This window comes from Prochlorococcus sp. MIT 1327, assembly GCF_047304785.1.
Taxonomy (GTDB): domain Bacteria; phylum Cyanobacteriota; class Cyanobacteriia; order PCC-6307; family Cyanobiaceae; genus Prochlorococcus; species Prochlorococcus marinus_D.
The window spans coordinates 1-19,545 of the sequence record NZ_CP138972.1 but is presented as its reverse complement, the minus strand read 5'-3'; the positions used below and the strand labels follow the sequence as shown (position 1 = coordinate 19,545).

General features: G+C 52.6%; 12 protein-coding genes, 2 tRNA genes and 3 rRNA genes. 11 read left to right on the top strand and 6 right to left on the bottom strand.

The window, feature by feature from the left end:
* Positions 1–3: 3 nt before the first annotated feature.
* Positions 4–1,578, bottom strand: a complete 1,575-nt coding sequence (locus tag SIB80_RS00085) for a B12-binding domain-containing radical SAM protein (protein ID WP_063419067.1) — start codon at positions 1,576–1,578, stop codon at positions 4–6.
* Positions 1,579–1,729: 151 nt separating this feature from the next.
* Between SIB80_RS00085 and SIB80_RS00080 the strand changes: the two genes are divergently transcribed.
* Entirely contained in the window at positions 1,730–1,822 is a 93-nt protein-coding gene (locus tag SIB80_RS00080; protein ID WP_041384239.1) for a cytochrome b6, read from the top strand.
* Here SIB80_RS00080 and SIB80_RS00075 read toward each other — a convergent pair.
* On the bottom strand, positions 1,809–3,044 hold the full coding sequence (locus SIB80_RS00075; RefSeq protein WP_063419069.1) for an MFS transporter: 1,236 nt from the start codon (positions 3,042–3,044) through the stop codon (positions 1,809–1,811). The genes SIB80_RS00080 and SIB80_RS00075 overlap by 14 nt on opposite strands.
* Entirely contained in the window at positions 3,041–4,459 is a 1,419-nt protein-coding gene (rimO, locus tag SIB80_RS00070) for a 30S ribosomal protein S12 methylthiotransferase RimO (protein ID WP_063403079.1), read from the bottom strand. Before rimO ends, SIB80_RS00075 begins: the two co-directional genes overlap by 4 nt.
* Before the next feature lie 108 nt (positions 4,460–4,567).
* Between rimO and SIB80_RS00065 the strand changes: the two genes are divergently transcribed.
* The gene (locus SIB80_RS00065) at positions 4,568–5,509 is read left to right on the top strand and encodes a vitamin K epoxide reductase family protein (protein WP_063419071.1); all 942 of its coding nucleotides are present in this window, start codon (positions 4,568–4,570) and stop codon (positions 5,507–5,509) included.
* 10 nt (positions 5,510–5,519) lie between these two features.
* Here the strand turns inward: SIB80_RS00065 and nadB are convergent, their stop codons facing one another.
* The 3 genes from nadB to SIB80_RS00050 all read right to left on the bottom strand — a co-directional run bounded on the left by nadB (position 5,520) and on the right by SIB80_RS00050 (position 8,526).
* Positions 5,520–7,190, bottom strand: coding sequence for an L-aspartate oxidase (nadB, locus tag SIB80_RS00060; RefSeq protein ID WP_063419073.1), 1,671 nt, complete (start codon positions 7,188–7,190; stop codon positions 5,520–5,522).
* Positions 7,191–7,260: 70 nt separating this feature from the next.
* Positions 7,261–7,623, bottom strand: a complete 363-nt coding sequence (psbU, locus tag SIB80_RS00055; RefSeq protein WP_063419075.1) for a photosystem II complex extrinsic protein PsbU — start codon at positions 7,621–7,623, stop codon at positions 7,261–7,263.
* A gap of 111 nt (positions 7,624–7,734) precedes the next feature.
* Positions 7,735–8,526, bottom strand: a complete 792-nt coding sequence (locus SIB80_RS00050; protein ID WP_063419077.1) for a DUF3120 domain-containing protein — start codon at positions 8,524–8,526, stop codon at positions 7,735–7,737.
* A 96-nt stretch (positions 8,527–8,622) separates the two neighbouring features.
* Here SIB80_RS00050 and SIB80_RS00045 point away from each other — a divergent pair, with 96 nt between their 5' ends.
* The 9 genes from SIB80_RS00045 to rrf all read left to right on the top strand — a co-directional run bounded on the left by SIB80_RS00045 (position 8,623) and on the right by rrf (position 19,539).
* Positions 8,623–9,504 (top strand): undecaprenyl-diphosphate phosphatase, encoded by an 882-nt coding sequence (locus SIB80_RS00045; RefSeq protein WP_205909595.1) that lies wholly within the window; start codon positions 8,623–8,625, stop codon positions 9,502–9,504.
* A gap of 21 nt (positions 9,505–9,525) precedes the next feature.
* On the top strand, positions 9,526–10,923 hold the full coding sequence (locus SIB80_RS00040) for a TIGR03279 family radical SAM protein (protein WP_063419079.1): 1,398 nt from the start codon (positions 9,526–9,528) through the stop codon (positions 10,921–10,923).
* Between the two features lie 24 nt (positions 10,924–10,947).
* Positions 10,948–12,681, top strand: a complete 1,734-nt coding sequence (locus tag SIB80_RS00035) for a TolC family protein (protein ID WP_063419081.1) — start codon at positions 10,948–10,950, stop codon at positions 12,679–12,681.
* Positions 12,681–13,493 carry an inositol monophosphatase family protein gene (locus SIB80_RS00030; RefSeq protein ID WP_063419083.1) on the top strand — a complete coding sequence of 271 codons (813 nt, stop codon included), beginning with the start codon at positions 12,681–12,683 and terminating at the stop codon, positions 13,491–13,493. The genes SIB80_RS00035 and SIB80_RS00030 overlap by 1 nt, the downstream gene beginning before the upstream one ends.
* Before the next feature lie 629 nt (positions 13,494–14,122).
* A 16S ribosomal RNA gene (locus tag SIB80_RS00025) occupies positions 14,123–15,607 on the top strand.
* Between the two features lie 184 nt (positions 15,608–15,791).
* Positions 15,792–15,865 (top strand) — tRNA-Ile (locus SIB80_RS00020).
* Positions 15,866–15,874: 9 nt separating this feature from the next.
* Positions 15,875–15,947: transfer RNA gene (locus tag SIB80_RS00015), tRNA-Ala, on the top strand.
* A gap of 491 nt (positions 15,948–16,438) precedes the next feature.
* A 23S ribosomal RNA gene (locus SIB80_RS00010) occupies positions 16,439–19,315 on the top strand.
* A 107-nt stretch (positions 19,316–19,422) separates the two neighbouring features.
* A 5S ribosomal RNA gene (gene rrf / locus SIB80_RS00005) occupies positions 19,423–19,539 on the top strand.
* The 16S, 23S and 5S rRNA genes sit together here with 2 tRNA genes alongside, the layout of an rRNA operon.
* Positions 19,540–19,545: the final 6 nt, after the last annotated feature.

The window sequence follows — 19,545 nt, the reverse complement described above, 5'->3', positions numbered from 1 at the left end:
AATTCAGACAGGTTGCAAAGTTTTTTGTGGGCTGGGCTCCTCTGGTGGAATTGATTCAAGTTGTTCGCGAATCTCTCGCTGCACAATGGATCGGTATTCCATGAAATGTTCGTTGTGGGCCAATACAACTAAGAACTGTTCAAGCATGGCTGGATTGTTTCGTGCCATGCCCAGCATGTAGCGCCAGAAACGGCTGCGGGTGTTGCGTTTGATGCCTTGTCTCCAGATGACAATGGCTAGAGCACGAAGATCGATCCAGCTGGGTAATGTTGCCGTTCCTTGCCAACGAGGAGCCCCCATTTTTAGGTAGTAGGAGTAGACGCGATCCATATAGGCGTTGGGCTCATAAAGAGCACAGAAGGCCTCGACGTATTCGTTGGCGATATCTCGGATGGGTCTGGTGGGCTGGAAGTTCAGCAGATTGGTTTGATTGACTCCTTTGGCAGCATCCTTGTCCTCAATCAGGCGACCCTCTTTCTCTAGTCGATGCCATAGGGCTGTGTTTGGCAAGGCCTGGAGCATTCCCATCATTGCGGCGGGGATGCCAGTGCGGGTTACGAAATCAACAATCCGATCTCCTGCTCCATTTTTTTCACCATCAAATCCGATGATGAAGCCTGCCATCACTCGGATCCCATTTGCGGTGATTTTGTCGACAGCTTCATCGAGAGGATGACGTGTGTTTTGAATTTTTCTAGCTGTTTCTAGACTGGCCTCATCAGGTGTTTCAATCCCCAAGAAAACACTTTCGAAACGCGCTTCGTGCATCATTCGCATCAGCTCATCGTCATCGGCGAGATCTACAGAAGCTTCAGTAGCGAAACTAAAGGGATAGCCTTTTTCTTCCTGCCATAGTCGAATGGCTGGTAGCAACAATTTGGCATTGCGTTTATTGCCGATGAAGTTGTCATCAACAAGAAAGATTGAGCGTCGCCAGCCCAAGTCGTAAATCGACTGAAGCTCGGCAATTAATTGCTCTGGTGTTTTCGTACGTGGTTTGCGCCCATACAGCACGATGATGTCGCAGAACTCGCAATTGAATGGACAACCCCTTGAGAACTGAACGGACATGGAGTCGTAGGCATCCAGCTCTAGAAGGTCGAAACGAGGGATGGGAGTTGAGGTCACATCTGGCTTGTCTCCTTCAGCACTGAAGCGGCCGCTGGTGTCACCGCGTTGAATGGCCTCTACAAACATTGGCAGGGTGATCTCTCCTTCATCCAGCACCTTGAAATCTGCTAGACCGATTTCAGGAGCTTCTGGCGTAGAGCTGGCGAATGGACCTCCAACAGCAACTGAAAGACCACGTCGTTTGGCCTCAGCGATTTGCCGCTGCATGTCGTCTTTTTGAACGATCATCCCGGAGATCACAACAAGCTCGGCCCATTGCCACTCCGCTTCGCTGAGTTCTCGGACGTTGAGATCAACGAGCTTCATCTCCCATTCTTGAGGCAGCAGGGCTGCCACGGTGACTAGTCCGAGAGGTGGAAGTAGCACCTTGCGGTTCACCAGCTCGAGGATCTTCTCGTAGCTCCAGAATGTTTTGGGGAACTTAGGGTAGATAAAGAGAGTGCGCATGCAGATCTATGCGACAGAGAAGAGATGTGGAAGGTCGACTCGGGGCTGAAACCTCTCCGAGTGTTGGATAGGGAATTGCTGAAACCTTAGGCGCTTTGAGGAAGTGCCGGCCCGATTTCTGATCTAATGGTGTTCACCTGATTTGTTGCACATGGGCGTCGTTTTTTATTTGGTGTTCGTCGCAGTTGGCCTGGTGGCGGCATTCGCACTAACCAAGGTTCTTAAAGGCATCAAGCTGATCTGACCTCCTCTAGTACGGTTCTGCCTTTTTGCCAGAACCCCCAGAGGGCTAGGCCAAGTCCGATTCCACCTGCGGTGGCGAAGGTCGTGGATATGCCGGCTGAAATCACCATCTGAGCGGCAAGAAGGCCACTTAGCCCTCCTCCCCCAAGGAAGGCGATTTGACTTAGCCCTGCCATGCGCCCACGCAAGACCTGAGGGGACCCCACTTGGGTGATCATGTTGCAGCTGCTCAATAGGCCTGCAGTACCAGCTCCAATCAGCAGGGTCATTGTGAGGCTGAATGCTAGTGGCGTGTTTTCAGTTTGAGCCATTCCCAATTGGGCGATGGCAGTGATGAGAGCGAACCCACTCAGAGTGAGAAATGGGCGTCTACAGAATTGTTGGCTATTGCGTTGTAGTACCACCCCCCCAGCAATGCTCCCTGCTGCAAGCACGCTGGTGAACACGCCAAGATCTCTTGGATCTGAACCCAATACCTGGTCTGCGATTAGAGGGGCTAGACCAGGGTGGAAAAAACCTACCAAGCAGAGTGTTGCGGTGAAGCCCAGCACATGTCGAAGCGAAGAGCTGCTGTTGTGCCATGCATAGAGCATTGTTGATTGCTTACCCGGAACGCTGCGTTGTTCTTGGCTTCGGTTTGGATCGAGTAACCAGAGGAGACTGGCGATCGGTAGTAAGTAACTTGCGGCATCAATGCTGAGAGCAGCCGCAGGTCCTGTGATGACCAGTAACCATCCTCCTATGGGAGGCCCAAGCAGTTTGCCTACGTTGAACACAACCGCAAAACTAGAGAGATAGGGGGCCAGTTGATTGGGCTCGTCTATCAATAGGGCGCAGTATTTATTGCGGGCAGTGAGTTCGTAAGCACTCGCGATCCCGACAAGCAACGTGCTGGTTAATAGCATTGTCACGAGCGCGGTTCCTGTCATCAGAGGAATGGCCAGTGCTCCCAGTAACGCAGCTGCTAAAAGGCCCCACTGGGCTTGCACAAGAACCCGTTCACAGCCGAATCGGTCTGTGCAGGTACCTGCTGCTCCACTCACCAGCAGGGTTGGCAGGGAAAGGGCGGCGAAGTGGGCGGCAAGCAACATTGGATTGTTGGTGCCGTCCATGAGGATCCAGCCTTTTGCAGTCATTCCAGCGAACGAGCCTGCTGTACTGATGCCAGAGGCTGTCAGAAAGATGTTGCGTTGATGGGCTCGCAAAGAGGGGAATGGACTCACTTAGACGTCTGGGCTGTGACCGCCATGACGTTGGTGTCTACCAGCTGGCCGGTGAGGTCATAGACATCAGAGCCGGTAATGAAGACAGGAACCATCGTTCCTGGACTGGCCTGAAGACCTTTCTCACTAGGCAGTACCAACACCTCGCCATCGACCTCCGGAGCGAAACGATCGCAGCGGCCAATCATCGCTCCGGTTTCGGGGTTGTGTTGCTCGATCAGCACATCGATGGTGCGTCCAACCCATCGTTGGTTCCTTTCCGCTGAGATGGGTTGCTGAAGCGCCATCAATCGATCCTTGCGGGCTGCGGCGATGGAAGGGTCTACCCTGTCTGGCAGATCGGCTGCGGCGGTTCCATCTTCTGGAGAAAAGGTGAATACGCCAACGTGATCAAAACGCTGCCGTTCGATGAAGGCGGCGAGGTGATTGAAGTGATCTTCAGTTTCCCCTGGGAAGCCGACGATGAGCGTGGTACGCAGGACTGCGTCTGGTAGCTGCTCACGAATCCGATCCAAGAGCCGTTCGTTCACATCCGTTTGCCAGGGACGGTTCATAGCCCGTAGCACCTCTGGATGGCTGTGCTGCAGTGGAAGGTCGAGATAGCGAAGCACATTTGGCACCTCCCGATAGGCCGCCAGCACCTCTGGAGTGAGGCCAGTGGGGTAGGCGTAATGCACCCTCACCCAGGGGATGTCTACCTCCCCCAGCGCCTGTAGCAGCTCTGCAAATTTGGGCTTGCCATAGAGGTCAAGGCCATAGTTGGTTGTGATTTGGCTGATCAGGATTAGTTCCTGCACCCCTTGCTCAGCCAGCTGGTGCGCCTCTGCCACAATCGACTCCACCGGTCGGCTGCGCTGGTCGCCACGCAGCTTTGGGATGATGCAGAAGGCACAGCGGTAATCACATCCCTCAGCCACTTTCAGATAAGCCACAGCCTGATCAGTGGTGCGCTGCCGGGGGAGAGTCTCATCGCCAACAAAGGTGGGGAATGCGCTGACACGGTTCACCCGTTCACCCGCTTCTACTCGCTTCAGCACATCGACGATGTGCTGATAGTCACCGGTGCCGACGATTGCTTTTGCCTCCGGGATTGACTCGAGTAGTTCCTCCTGAAAATGCTGGGCAAGGCATCCGGCGATGATCAGTTCCTTGCCCTGTTCTGCTAGACCAATCAACGTCCGCACGGATTCCTCCCTCGCGTCCTGGATGAAGCTGCAGGTGTTGACCACCACGACGGCGGCATCGTTTTCATCGCTGCTGACGCTATAGCCCGCTTCTGTAAGCAGTCCCAGCATGTGCTCGGTGTCAACGCGATTTTTCTCACAGCCCAAATGGGCAAAGGCCACCGATGGTTTTTCTTGTTTGTGGGCTGTGGGCTTCATTGGTATGTCGGATCGCAACTCAGGCTTGGTCATGGAAAGGGTTGATTTCTGGGCTGCCTAGGCAGTTCCCGCTAGGCGCCACCCTAAAGAGAGGCTGGCTTCTTCCAGGGCTGCCACAATTCTTAGATCTGTGTAGCCGAAATGGGTTCGTCTCGCCTCACCAGCCGCCGCCGTCAGGATCAGGGGTTGAAGTGGCCTCGGATTGCGATGGCGGTGCTTGCCACCGTTGGGTTGATCGATACAGGTTCAATCACTCTGCATCGCTGGGGATGGATTGGATCTCTCTCTTGTCCTGGGGGGAATGAAGGTTGCGACAAAGTTCTCAACAGCGCCTGGGGAACGCTTTTTCAGGGAGATGGCGTATCGATCCCACTTTCATTGCTGGGCTTTTTGGCCTACCTCGCCATTTTGGTGATGGCTGTGGTGCCCTTGTTGCCAGGGCTTTCAGAGAACCGAGCAGACCTGTCCCGCCGCACATGGTGGGGTTTGTTTGCCTTCTCTTGCGGTATGGCCGTGTTCAGCCTGATTTTGATCGGGTTGATGGTTTTCAAGATCGATGCGTTTTGTTTCTTCTGCGTTCTTTCTGCTGCCCTATCCATGGGCATGTTGGTCTTGTCGTTGATTGGAGGAGGTTGGGATGACCCTGGAAAGTTGATTTTTCGGGGTGTTCTGCTTGCCTTGGCAGTGTTGCTCGGAGGTTTGATTTGGTCTTCGGTTGTTGATCCGAGTCGTCCTGGCGTTGGTGTAGGTGGGCCAGGGGTCCCCCCAGTTGTGAAGACGAGGAGTACGCCATCTGCGCTGGCTTTGGCTGAACATCTCAAAGAGACTGGTGCAGTGTTCTATAGCGCTTATTGGTGTCCTCATTGCCACGAGCAGAAGGAGATGTTTGGTGAAGAGGGCGCCGCTCAACTGCAGGTCGTTGAGTGTGCGTTAGATGGTCAGAACAGCCAAAGAGATCTGTGTGAACGCAAAGGTATTGATGCCTTCCCTACCTGGGAAATTAACGGGGAGCTCGAATCCGGCGTGAAACCGCTCAATAAACTTGCTGATCTGAGTGGCTATCAGGGCGGGAGGCAGTTCTGAAGCAGCCCAGTTAGGACCTCACTGGCCGTGTGGAGAGGTCTTCTCCTCGCTTTTGGCGTGAATGGCGTTTCCACTGAGGCATTGCTTCAGGGGCATCAGTTCTGAAATGTCCGCCGCGACTTTCGCGGCGGAACAAACAGGCTTCCAGCAGTAAGGAGCTGGTCAATTGGCGATGGTTGAGGTCCAGTAGCAAGTTGAGGTCCCTTCTGGCCGTGTCATCGAGACGATGGCAAATCTCTTTGGGCTGATGGCTTAACAGCTTGAGCAAAGGCTGTTCACCAATGTGCTGTAGATCCTTACGGATGCTCGCGAGGCTTTGTTTCATTCCCTTTGCTGAGCGATCTACACCCGCCTTTCGCCAGCAAAGCTCTCGAAGATCTGCGATGGCGCGAGTTAGAGACTCTGCACTTTCAGTGCCATGGAGTTGCTGATAGCAAGGCTCGGGGGAAGAATCTCTTTGATGAACACCCATACGAGGCAAAGAGCCCAGTTCGATTGTGGCCATTTGTCTGGCAAATACCATGCATTCCATCAGTGAGTTGCCAGCGAGTCGGTTAGCTCCATGCACTCCGGTGCAGGCGACTTCCCCAATCGCATAGAGCCCTGGAAGATTGGTTGCGGCTTGAAGGTTGGTGGCGATTCCGCCCATCCAGTAGTGAGCTGCTGGGGCTACCGGGATCGGTTGGTTGAGTGGATCTAAACCTAATTCCCGACAGCGTTCCAGGATGGTGGGGAAACGGATCTCGGCCTGCGCTGAAGGGATGGGTGTGAGATCTAGGCCAAGGTGCTGGACCCCTTGCTGATGCATGGTTTGGATGAGGGACCGGCTGACTTGGTCGCGGGGAGCAAGATCACCAGCGCTCAATTCCTTTACAGGACTTTGCCCCTGGGCATCAACCAGTACGGCACCTTCGCCTCTGACTGCTTCTGAAATCAGAAAGCATGGAGCTCCTTCCAGTTTCAGAGCAGTGGGATGAAACTGCACGAATTCAAGATCCTCGATCGTGGCGCCTGCTTGCCAGGCAAGGGCTAAGCCTTCTCCGCAGGCCTGAGCCGGATTGGTGGTGTTTGCGAACAGATGGCCACCGCCACCAGTTGCCAGGACTACGGCTCTGGCCGAAAGCCAATGGAGCAGCGTTCCGTCGAGAACTTGTACCCCGTAGCAGCGATTGTGCTCAATCCAAAGCTGGGTGGCGCGTACCCCTCGCCGGTGCAAGAGGTTGGGGCGCCGTTCCACTTGCTCTTGCAGCGCTTCAACCAAGGCGCGGCCCGTTTGGTCCTGCACATGCAGCACCCTTCGATGGCTGTGGGCTGCCTCCAAGGTGGTGGCTAGCGCATCACCTTCGCGGTCAAAGGCCATCCCAAGCTTCTGGAGACGTTGAACGCAGTGGGGAGCTTCTTCTACAAGTTGTCTGACAGCATCAGCATCACAGAGGCCTGCGCCTGCTTTGAGAGTGTCTTCTGCATGACTCTCTGCGCTGTCTTTAGGTCTTGTTACTGCGGCGATGCCACCTTGTGCCCAGCGGCTGGAGGAGTGGCGGCTGGTGTTGCGGTTCAGCAAAAGCACCTTCAGCTGAGCAGGCAGCTCAAGGCAGGTCATCAGTCCTGCTGCCCCTGCGCCGATCACCACGACATCCCAGGGACCCTTAGGAATGGGCGTGGATGGGTTAGAGAGACTCATGAAACCTACAAAAAAGCCGCCGGGTGTACCGACGGCTTGCGGTTGAGCTGATTGTTGAGTGAGGAATCGTTTATCTGTACTGACCGTCGTTGATCCGATCGAAACCTTCATTCACAGCAATTTCTTGGTCTGTGACAGTGAAGTTGTCTTTGTACTTGTCGAAAACAGATTTTTGTGAGCCATCAAGAACTGATGACGCATCACTCACGCTGGCATAAGGCCCGCCTACAACAATTTTTCCGGCGATGGTTGGGAACATGCCGGGGAACTGCCTAAAGGCTCGTACTGATGAGTTGTTTAGGTCCACCTTCTCGCCTCTATCTCCGAGTTTGTCGTCAGAGACATTGGCGTAGGCGGACTGGGGAAATATCAGGGCCATTAGCAGGCCTGTCATCACCAGAACCCCAGTAAGCAAGGACACCAGGCGCTTCATCAAATACTCCGCAGTGGATCGGAACAGGTCTTCCGGCTATGCCGGTCTACCAACTTTACAAGTTTGGACAGGAACTTAACCCAGGACTGTGATCAGCTTTTGCAGTTCGTTTCAGATCAAGCCGCTCAGCCCTGGGTTGATTAGGGCTGCAATCAGGAAAAGTCCATCGATTATTACCGTTGTCACTAGTACTGCACTGGCTACAGCCCATGTGTTGCGAAATTCTGAAGCCAGATGGGTTTTTTGCTGCATAGCTTGCGCAAGCAGCACGATCAGCGTTGCTGCACAGACCAGAGCGATAAGGGGTAGGGGATGAAGAAGCTGCTTAGCAGTTTCGTGAAGCAATCTTGGTGCTTGCTGTAGTGGAGCCATCACCACAACAGGCCATTGATTCATGACACCGGTCATGACCATCATTAGATCAGTGCAGGCTGTTCCAAGCAGGGAGGCCAAATAGAAACTTGAACTCAATCTCCAGCGGCTCGAAAGCCCCAACAGGGCAATAGGCAGCACTACAGATTCAACGGGTAAGTGCCACAAGGGCTGCGTTCTCAGCCATCCCCAGTAGAGGCATCCCGCGAGCCAGCTGCCGCTCACCCCTACCAAAAGCTCGCCAGCCACCGCCCATCCCCGTTGGCCGATGAGGGCAAGGGGAATGCCAAGAGCGAGCAGGAACAGCGTGAATAAGCAGGCTGATAATGGATTCAGGCGTACCCAGGGGGCCTGCACAAAAACAGGCAGCACGACCAGGGCACCTGCCCAAAGTTGCAATTGCTGAAGGTCTGAAAGATTGGCGTCGAAATCTTTTTCAGATGTTTGCGATTCGACAGGATTCCTCAGGGGTTGATTCCGTACAAATGTGCTGCTGTCGGGCTGTTTTTTTTTGATCAAGCCGCTGGACAAAGCACCCCCTCACTATGCAGTCAAGACATTGAACCTTATAAGACTCTCTGGAATTACGCTGCTTTTGGCATTGGATCCATGGGGGCAATAGCCTCCATGGGTCCCCTGTTTTCCTTGATGATTCTCCTGGCTGCGACCTCTGAACTGCTGGCCGCCTGTTGGAGGAACTTGGTGCTGGGAGTGGTGCAAGGTCTTACGGAGTTTTTGCCGATTAGCAGCACAGCTCATTTGAAGGTCGTTCCCATGCTGGTTGGTTGGGGTGACCCCGGCGTCTCTGCGACAGCTGTGATCCAACTAGGCAGCATCTTGGCGGTGATCGCTTATTTCAAGAGGGATCTTGCTGAGGTCCTTAAGGGCATCGCTTTAGCGTTTAAGCATGGTCAGTGGCGTGAACCGAATGCCCGTCTTGGTCTTGCGATTGCTATAGGGACGATGCCGATTCTGTTGGCGGGTATGGCGATCAAGCTTTTCTGGCCTGGTTACGAGGCCTCTTCAATTCGCAGTCTGCCTTCAATCGCAGTGGTTTCGATTGTGATGGCTTTGATGCTGGCATTGGCTGAGAGCTTCGGCCCGCGGCTGAAGCAAATGCATCTAGTCAAGGGGCGTGATGGCTTTGTCGTGGGCTTAGCTCAGGCGCTGGCCTTAATTCCGGGTGTGTCGCGCTCGGGTAGCACTCTGACTGCCTCGCTATTTGATGGCTGGCAGCGTCAAGATGCTGCGCGCTTTTGTTTTCTACTTGGTATCCCGGCGATCACTCTGGCCGGTCTGGTTGAACTCAAAGATGCCTTTGCGGAGCTCTCCTTAGGAGGAGTTTTGCCGCTGCTTGTTGGAATCGTTTCTGCGGCGTTTGTGTCATGGTTGGCGATTGATTGGTTGCTCAAATACCTTCAAAGGCACAGCACTTGGATCTTCGTGGCCTATCGCTTGTTGTTTGGGGTGTTAGTGCTCGCCTGGTGGTTGAGCGGCAGATCAAACTAAAACAAACCGCCCTCCTCATTTGTGTGGAATGAGCCCTCCGCTGGTGTTGCGGTGTCAGCATTGGATACTGAATCTGCGGCGCCCCAACCACGACCTGCCGTAGTTGCATCGGTTGAGAAGGGATCGATCGGAGAGCAATTGGGCTTTGAACCCGGCGATCAACTTTTAAGTGTTAATGGGGTGCGACCAAGGGATCTGATTGATTATCGCTACCTGATCGTTGAGGAGGAGCTTCATCTCGAAGTCAGGGATGCAACCGGGGCATTCCATCAAGTGGACCTTGAGAAAGACTCTGATGATGGTTTGGGTTTGGCTTTTACAGAAGCCTTATTTGATGGGCTTCGCCAGTGCAACAACCACTGTCCTTTCTGTTTCATTGATCAGCAGCCACTTGGACGACGCAATAGCCTCTATCTCAAGGACGATGATTATCGCCTCAGTTTTCTCTATGGGTCTTATCTGACTCTTACCAATCTTAAAGAGGCAGATTGGCAAAGGATCGAGACACAGCGCCTTTCACCTCTTTTTGTGTCTGTCCATGCAACTGAGCCATCCTTGAGGGCTCAGTTACTGAAAAATCCCCGCGCGGGACTTCTCCTTGAGCAGTTGGAGTGGTTCACTGAGCGCGATCTTCAGGTCCATGCCCAGGTGGTGGTTTGCCCAGGCTTGAATGACGGTTTGGCTCTAGATCGCACCCTGCGTGAGCTTGCTGATTTTGGAACCGGTGATTGGCCTGCTGTGCTTTCAGTGGCTGTGGTGCCGGTGGGATTGACCCGTTTTCGTCCAGCAGAAGATGGATTGTTGCCTGTTGGTTCTCCTTGTGCAAGGCGTGTGATTAGCCAGGTGGAGCTTCTTCAGGATCAGTTTCAGGTTGTTATGGGATCCCGTTTCGCGTGGCTTTCGGATGAGTGGTATCTGATTGCAGGTGCGCCTCTTCCACCTCGCAGCACCTACGAGGATCTTCCTCAACAAGAAAATGGCGTTGGCAGTATTCGCTCCTTTTTGGAAGCTCTTGACCAGGCCACGGTCATTCTTCCCAAGCGGTTAAGGCAGCCCAGGCGCTGCAGTTGGGTGGTAGGTCGGTTGGTCGAACAGGCTCTGGGACCTGCTTGTGAACGACTCAATGCGGTTGAAGGCTTGGTAGTGGAGTTACATGGGCTGCCGAGTCCTTATTGGGGGCAGGATCAGGTTGTAACTGGTTTGCTCACTGGTCATGACTTGCTTGTGGGATTGAAGGCTCTTGATCTTGGCGATCAGTTACTCCTGCCTTCAGTGATGTTGCGTCAGGGTGAGCTTGTGTTTCTAGATGACATGACTCTGGAACAGCTAAGTGAGAAGCTGCAGATCTCGATACGTATCGTGCATGGGGCGGCTGACATCGTGGCCGCTGCGATGGGAGATGGCCAGGAAATTCATTAAGCTCCCCGCAGTTTTCAAATTGCTGTGCGTCTTATTACCGCAAGACTTTTTCTCCTTGCAGGCGTATTGGCTCAAGGGTGCACTGGTGTTCGAGCTCAACAATCGCTTGAGGTTCAACAGCATGGCAGTAGCACTGATCAAGCGCCAGCCTCACTAGAAGCTGAGGCTGATGGTTCAGCTTTAATCGATCAGTCGACTCTTCCGAGTTCCATTGAGCTCAAGGGATCTCGCCCCAGGGTTGACCCTTCCGTAGTGAAGCCTGCAGCAACTAGTTTGCCTGAGACTCTTTCTTCGCTTGGGGCCCCGCCAAGTCTTGCGCTGCCCAATAAAACTTCAGAGGTGAGGATTAGGGAGCTTCGACCTCTCAGCTTGTCTGAAGTAGAGCAATTAGCTGAAGTCAATAGTCCCACACTTAAAGCTGCAGCGAGTCAGGTAGAGCAAGCAAAGTCAAACCTTTTAGCTGCTCTATCAACCTGGTATCCAACGTTAAACCTTTCTTCTTCTGTTGATTTTAAAGGTTCGGAGAGTCGTACAAACCCTGAAAATCATCAGTTAATCGCTGAGGAATATACTTTTGGGGAAGAATGGATTACAAATTTTGGAGCTACTGTTAAGTGGAAACTCATTGATCCTGCAAGAGTCCCCCAAATCGCATCTGCTAGAGATAGCTTTGAAAAGCAGAGAGATACTTACCTGATTGCTCTTCGCGACTTACGTTTAAATGCTGCAGACGTTTATTTTCAATTGCAGCGAGCTGATGAAGGTGTGGGTATTGGTCAAAATGCCGTTCGTGCTTCTCTCGTGAGCTTGCGTGATGCTCAGTCACGCTTGCAGGCTGGGGTCGCAACCAAGCTTGAAGTGCTCGAGGCGGAAACTCAGCTTGCTCGAGATACTCAGTCTTTAAATCTTGCTTTAGCTCAGCAGAACACTAGACGCCGAGATCTTGCTCAATTGTTAGACTTGCCCCAAGATGTAACTCCTACAGCGGCTGACCCTGTTCAAATTATTGGTATTTGGCAGCCTTCACTTGAGGAGAGTATTGTTGCAGCTTATGCTTTTCGTGAGGAACTTGATAGCTTAATACTTGATATCTCTATCAATAATAGTAATGCCAATGCAGCACTTGCTGCAGTCCAGCCAGTCATTAGTCTCTCTAACACTTATCAAGCCACTCGAGGAGAGGGGCAAGGAAGCGTGGCTCTTGGCAGCTCTGTCGACTGGAAGCAACATCAATGGTCCTCTAATAACACAGTTGGCTTGGGCTTCAGTTGGAATATTTTTGATGGAGGCAGAGCATGGGCCCAATATCGTCAGAATAAACAGAAAGCTCAGCAAAGTGAGTTTGAATTCGCAGCAAAGCGTGATCAGGTTCGCCTAGAAGTTGAGCAAAGTTTTTTTAATCTTGGTGCCTCTAGCCAAGATATTAGGACAACGAGTATTGGAGTTTTATCTTCAAGAGAATCACTTCGATTGGCGCGTTTGAGATTCCAGGCAGGAGTGACAACGCAAAGAGAGGTTGTGAATAATCAGCGTGATCTTAAACAGGCCAAGACTCTCTATGCAGATGCAATGCTGAAATACAATCGAAGCATGATCGAGCTTAGTCGCCGTACAGGCCTTGATCAGATTGCGGCTTGTGATTCCTTGGAGCTTTCCAATAAGAAACCTAAAGATGATCTCTTTGATTCGGACGAAATTCCTATCAAACCTTCTCCGCTTACTCCAGCCTGCAAGGCTTCCATCCTGCAAGCTGAGTGATGAGTAGTGGGCCTTTGCCTGAATCTCTTGGTTCTTTGCAACTGAGCGCAGTTCATCAACTCCTTGATCGAGTTGCAGATCGTCAACGCCAAGACTTTGGCAATATCGTTTCCGATTTCAAGCCTGACGGTTCATTGATTACTTCTTGTGATCGTTGGAGTGATGCAGCCATCGTCGCTGGTCTTGATCAGATTGCGGAACAGGAGGGTGTGTTGAGTGAGGAAGGTTCCAAACGCGTTCCTGATTCACCGGCTTATTGGGTGGTTGATCCTTTGGACGGAACTACGAATTTTGCAGCCGGTATCCCTTATTGGGCTATTTCCATGGCTCGCTTTGTGGGAGGAAGACCAGTGGAGGCTTTTCTGGATGTTCCTTCCCTTAACCAGAGAATTGTGGCTATTCGAGGTGAGGGTGTTTGGCGTAATGGCAAGCGGCTCACGAATAAAATGCGTTCGACTGGGAGTGCCTGTGTCTCACTTTGTAGTCGTTCCATTCGGGTTCTGCAGCGCAGGCCTGATCAACCTTTCCCCGGCAAAATAAGACTCCTCGGTGTGGCCAGCCTTAATCTGGTGAGTGTGGCCATGGGGCAAACTGTTGCTGCTTTGGAAGCCACGCCGAAGATCTGGGACCTTGCTGCGGCTTGGTTAGTCCTCAATGAGCTCAATTGCCCCATGCAATGGTTGGCTGCAGATCCTGCTCAGCTGCATCCCGGGCAAGATTTGACTACGGCTGACTTTCCTGTGTTAGCGACTGGTTCCCCTGCAGAAATGCAGCGTTTGCGCTCTTGGGGAGAGGCTTTGCTGCATGGCTGAGTAAGAGTCAGGTCAGGATTGAGAAAAGATTGCGAGAGGGGTATGAAATGGGCTATGTTTTTTGACTGCGCGAAGGGCTGAGCCCTGTAGCGCAACCCACGCGGTGCTGATAGCGAAAGCTTGAGGCGTCAGTGGGCGCTTACAAGAGCAGAGGAGCGATCCGCTGGTGTTGTAGGTTTTAGAAGCGATCGCAAGATCGCAGCGCCTGACACTCCTTACAAGGGAGTGGAGGAGCAGAACCTGGACAACTTAAGAGTTTAGGAACTGACGCTTTTGTCGCGTTTAGGCCCGATGAGCAGCGATCAAAAGCTGATCAAAGGGTTTGAGCAGATATGCGACGAGAGTGTGAGGTCCCGTCAAAAGAAATTAGTTGCAGAAACCTGTTACAGCATCAATTTTTGCTTTCACGGGCGAGGATTGATGTCAAAGGTGTGACAGGTGAAAGCAACGACCGGATCTGAGATCCTGGAAAGTCACAGAAGGAAGAGATTCTGAAGTGCACTCTTGTAATCCTTCTGTCAGAGGAAGGGGGCAACAACTGCTTGTCGTACGCCAGTGCGAATGAGTGGGTGAAGCAAATCAGACTGAGTGATGAGCCTGTAAGGGTTGATTGCGAGAGGGTTTGATCTACTACGGAGAGTTTGATCCTGGCTCAGGATGAACGCTGGCGGCGTGCTTAACACATGCAAGTCGAACGAACCTTCGGGTTAGTGGCGGACGGGTGAGTAACGCGTGGGAATCTGCCCTCAGGAGGGGGATAACGGTTGGAAACGGCCGCTAATACCCCATATGCCGAGAGGTGAAATGAATTTCGCCTGAGGATGAGCCCGCGTCTGATTAGCTAGTTGGTGAGGTAATGGCTCACCAAGGCATCGATCAGTAGCTGGTCTGAGAGGATGATCAGCCACACTGGGACTGAGACACGGCCCAGACTCCTACGGGAGGCAGCAGTGGGGAATTTTCCGCAATGGGCGCAAGCCTGACGGAGCAACGCCGCGTGAGGGATGAAGGCCTCTGGGCTGTAAACCTCTTTTCTCAAGGAAGAAGATCTGACGGTACTTGAGGAATAAGCCACGGCTAATTCCGTGCCAGCAGCCGCGGTAATACGGGAGTGGCAAGCGTTATCCGGAATTATTGGGCGTAAAGCGTCCGCAGGCGGCTTTTCAAGTCTGCTGTTAAAGCGTGGAGCTTAACTCCATCAAGGCAGTGGAAACTGATTGGCTTGAGTGTGGTAGGGGCAGAGGGAATTCCCGGTGTAGCGGTGAAATGCGTAGATATCGGGAAGAACACCAGTGGCGAAGGCGCTCTGCTGGGCCATAACTGACGCTCATGGACGAAAGCCAGGGGAGCGAAAGGGATTAGATACCCCTGTAGTCCTGGCCGTAAACGATGAACACTAGGTGTCGGGGGAATCGACCCCCTCGGTGTCGTAGCCAACGCGTTAAGTGTTCCGCCTGGGGAGTACGCACGCAAGTGTGAAACTCAAAGGAATTGACGGGGGCCCGCACAAGCGGTGGAGTATGTGGTTTAATTCGATGCAACGCGAAGAACCTTACCAGGGTTTGACATCCTGCGAATCTCTTGGAAACGAGAGAGTGCCTTTGGGAACGCAGTGACAGGTGGTGCATGGCTGTCGTCAGCTCGTGTCGTGAGATGTTGGGTTAAGTCCCGCAACGAGCGCAACCCACGTTTTTAGTTGCCAGCATTCAGTTGGGCACTCTAGAGAGACCGCCGGTGATAAACCGGAGGAAGGTGTGGATGACGTCAAGTCATCATGCCCCTTACATCCTGGGCTACACACGTACTACAATGCTACGGACAAAGGGCAGCAAGTTCGCGAGGACAAGCAAATCCCATAAACCGTGGCTCAGTTCAGATCGTAGGCTGCAACTCGCCTACGTGAAGAAGGAATCGCTAGTAATCGCAGGTCAGCATACTGCGGTGAATACGTTCCCGGGCCTTGTACACACCGCCCGTCACACCATGGAAGTTGGCCACGCCCGAAGTCGTTACTCCAACCCTTGTGGAGGAGGACGCCGAAGGTGGGGCTGATGACTGGGGTGAAGTCGTAACAAGGTATCCGTACCGGAAGGTGCGGATGGATCACCTCCTAACAGGGAGACAAAACAATGATTTTGATGTCTGAGTATTTTAATTCTTAGGCCGAAATCCTGTCACCTTAGGTCGATCGGTACCTCAAGTTGAGAATCAAAGAAAAGCTGAGTAATCAGCTTGGAGACTGATGATTGATTTTAGTTCCTAAACTTGTCTAGGTCACACCCCGCAAGGGTTACTCCTGGGCCATTAGCTCAGGTGGTTAGAGCGCACCCCTGATAAGGGTGAGGTCCCTGGTTCAAGTCCAGGATGGCCCATTCGGTGTTGGGGGTTTAGCTCAGTTGGTAGAGCGCCTGCTTTGCAAGCAGGATGTCAGCGGTTCGAGTCCGCTAACCTCCACTGACGAATCTTCTGACAACGAGCCAATGGTGAGAATCGTTGTGTGATGTGATTTAGAATTTAAGTTTGCTGGCAGACCCTAGCTTCTTATCATTCCAGGTCTCAATCAATTGAGGTTAGGTTGATAGGACGCTGGGCTCACTGTAATTCGCAAGAATTGCAGAGATGTTCAGCAGAACCTTGACAACTGCATAGGTAAGTCTGGAAAGAATAAAGCATCTCATGGATGCATGATTCTTGGGAATCAGCTAGTGCAATCTGCGTCAGTAGAGAGCTGAGGTTGATGAACGAGAATGATGTTTGATTCTTGAGTCAAGAGCCGAGACTCTATAGCGTTCTTTCGATGTCATCGAGGCATCGAGAGTTTGATTGGTCATTCAAACCATCTTCAATGACAAACAATTCAGTTTAACTGGAGAAGTTTGAGACTGAAGCCAGGTGAATTGCTAAGAATACGTATTCAACTACGTGAAGCGTTATAGAGATTAATTGGTCAAGCTACAAAGGGCTCATGGTGGATACCTTGGCACACAGAGGCGATGAAGGACGTAGTTACCTGCGATAAGTCTCGGGGAGCTGGACACACGCTTTGATCCGGGAATTTCCGAATGGGGCAACCCCTAGTACGGCCAGCTGAATCCATAGGCTGGTGCGAGCCAACCCAGCGAACTGAAACATCTTAGTAGCTGGAGGAAAGGAAAGTAAAAACGACTCCCTAAGTAGCGGCGAGCGAACGGGGAAGAGCCTAAACCGATGGTTTCGACCATCGGGGTTGTGGGACAGTAATGTGTATCAGGGATGTTAGGAGAAGTGTTTGAATGGCACACCACAGAGGGTGAAAGTCCCGTAACCGAAAACTGAACTGAACTAGCTGTATCCCGAGTAGCACGGAGCACGTGAAATTCCGTGTGAATCCGCGAGGACCACCTCGTAAGGCTAAGTACTACTGTGTGACCGATAGCGCAACAGTACCGCGAGGGAAAGGTGAAAAGAACCCCGGGAGGGGAGTGAAATAGAACATGAAACCATGAGCCTACAAGCAATGGGAGCCCGACTAAATCGGGTGACCGTGTGCCTGTTGAAGAATGAGCCGGCGACTTATAGGCACTGGCAGGTTAAACCGGAAATGGTGGAGCCATAGCGAAAGCGAGTCTGAATAGGGCGATCGTCAGTGTTTATAGACCCGAACCCGGGTGATCTAACCATGGCCAGGATGAAGCTTGGGTGATACCAAGTGGAGGTCCGAACCGACTGATGTTGAAAAATCAGCGGATGAGCTGTGGTTAGGGGTGAAATGCCAATCGAACCCGGAGCTAGCTGGTTCTCCCCGAAATACGTTGAGGCGTAGCGTCTAGTGCTCCAGCAGGGGGGTAAAGCCACCATTTCGGTGCGGGCTGCGAGAGCGGTACCTAATCGAGATGAACTCTGAATACCCTGTGTGTAACTAGGCAGTCAGACTGTGGGGGATAAGCTCCATGGTCGAAAGGGAAACAGCCCAGACCGCCAGCTAAGGTCCCCAAATCAACACTAAGTGATAAAGGAGGTGGGATTGCCCAGACAACCAGGAGGTTTGCCTAGAAGCAGCCATCCTCAAAGGAGTGCGTAATAGCTCACTGGTCGAGCGATCCTGCGCCGAAAATGAACGGGGCTAAGTGTTGTACCGAAGCTGCGGATTTAACTTGTTAAATGGTAGGGGAGCGTTCTATGTGGGGCGAAGCGTTAGCGTAAGCGGGCGTGGACTGCATAGAAGTGAGAATGTCGGCTTGAGTAGCGAAAACATGGGTGAGAATCCCATGCCCCGAAACCCTAAGGGTTCCTCCGGCAGGCTCGTCCGCGGAGGGTTAGTCTGGACCTAAGGCGAGGCCGAAAGGCGTAGTCGATGGATAACAGGTCAACATTCCTGTACCGGTTATGTTTTGGGAAGGGGGACGGAGAAGGCTAGCCAAGCCAGATGTTGGTTACTGGTTTAAGCGTTCGAGGCGTTGAGGAGCGGCGAAAACGTTCTGAGCTAAGGCGTGAATACGAGCTGCTACGGCAGCGAAGTTGGTGATGTCATGCTTCCAAGAAAAGCCCTATACCCGTTAAGGCATAACTGCCAGTACCCGAAACCGACACAGGTAGGGTGGTAGAGAATACCGAGGGGCGCGAGATAACTCTCTCTAAGGAACTCGGCAAAATGGCCCCGTAACTTCGGGAGAAGGGGTGCCAGCGAGAGCTGGTCGCAGTGAAGAGGCCCAGGCGACTGTTTACCAAAAACACAGGTCTCCGCTAAGTCGCAAGACGATGTATGGGGGCTGACGCCTGCCCAGTGCCGGAAGGTTAAGGAAGCCGGTCAGCGTAAGCGAAGCTGGCGACTGAAGCCCCGGTGAACGGCGGCCGTAACTATAACGGTCCTAAGGTAGCGAAATTCCTTGTCGGGTAAGTTCCGACCCGCACGAAAGGCGTAACGATCTGGGCGCTGTCTCGGAGAGAGGCTCGGCGAAATAGAATTGTCTGTGAAGATGCGGACTACGTACACCCGGACAGAAAGACCCTATGAAGCTTTACTGTAGCTTGGTATTGTGCCCGGGCTCTGAATGCGCAGGATAGGTGGGAGACGTTGAAGTAGTGCTCGTGGGTGCTACTGAGTCAATGGTGAGATACCACTCTTTCAGAGCTAGGGTTCTAACGTTCACCCGTTATCCGGGGAGCGGACAGTATCAGGTGGGCAGTTTGACTGGGGCGGTCGCCTCCTAAAAGGTAACGGAGGCGCGCAAAGGTTCCCTCAGGCTGGTTGGAAATCAGTCGACGAGTGCAAAGGCAGAAGGGAGCTTGACTGTGAGACCTACAAGTCGAACAGGGACGAAAGTCGGCCTTAGTGATCCGACGGTTCTGAGTGGAAGGGCCGTCGCTCAACGGATAAAAGTTACTCTAGGGATAACAGGCTGATCTCCCCCAAGAGTTCACATCGACGGGGAGGTTTGGCACCTCGATGTCGGCTCATCGCAACCTGGGGCTGAAGTCGGTCCCAAGGGTTGGGCTGTTCGCCCATTAAAGCGGTACGCGAGCTGGGTTCAGAACGTCGTGAGACAGTTCGGTCCATATCCGGTGTACGCGCAGGAACATTGAGAGGATTTCTCCCTAGTACGAGAGGACCGGGAGGAACGCACCTCTGGTGTACCAGTTATCGTGCCAACGGTAAACGCTGGGTAGCCATGTGCGGAGTGGATAACCGCTGAAAGCATCTAAGTGGGAAGCCCACCTCAAGATGAGTGTTCCCATGGCATAAGCCAGTAAGGTCACGGGAAGAACACCCGTTGATAGGCTCTACGTGGAAGTCCAGTAATGGATGCAGCGGAGGAGTACTAATAGACCGAGGGCTTGACCATCCATTTGGTTCTTGCCCGAGAAACAAGTTTTATTCAATTCAGAGCATCATTCGCAAGGATGATGACCTATGCAGTTCTCAAGGTTCACTCCTTGGGAATGATTTTATCCTGGTGTTCATGGCGATGTGGAACCACTCCGATCCATCTCGAACTCGGTTGTGAAACGCATCAGCGGCGACGATATTTTGGGGGTAGCCCTCTGAGAAAATAGCTCAATGCCAGGTAAAACA

Excerpts from the sequence above, each read along its gene's own strand:
- SIB80_RS00085 (WP_063419067.1), bottom strand. The coding sequence starts at position 1,578 with ATGCGCACTCTCTTTATCTACCCTAAGTTCCCCAAAACATTCTGGAGC.
- SIB80_RS00080 (WP_041384239.1), top strand. The coding sequence starts at position 1,730 with ATGGGCGTCGTTTTTTATTTGGTGTTCGTCGCAGTTGGCCTGGTGGCG.
- rimO (WP_063403079.1), bottom strand. The coding sequence starts at position 4,459 with ATGACCAAGCCTGAGTTGCGATCCGACATACCAATGAAGCCCACAGCC.
- SIB80_RS00065 (WP_063419071.1), top strand. The coding sequence starts at position 4,568 with ATGGGTTCGTCTCGCCTCACCAGCCGCCGCCGTCAGGATCAGGGGTTG.
- nadB (WP_063419073.1), bottom strand. The coding sequence starts at position 7,190 with ATGAGTCTCTCTAACCCATCCACGCCCATTCCTAAGGGTCCCTGGGAT.
- psbU (WP_063419075.1), bottom strand. The coding sequence starts at position 7,623 with ATGAAGCGCCTGGTGTCCTTGCTTACTGGGGTTCTGGTGATGACAGGC.
- SIB80_RS00045 (WP_205909595.1), top strand. The coding sequence starts at position 8,623 with ATGGGTCCCCTGTTTTCCTTGATGATTCTCCTGGCTGCGACCTCTGAA.
- SIB80_RS00030 (WP_063419083.1), top strand. The coding sequence starts at position 12,681 with ATGAGTAGTGGGCCTTTGCCTGAATCTCTTGGTTCTTTGCAACTGAGC.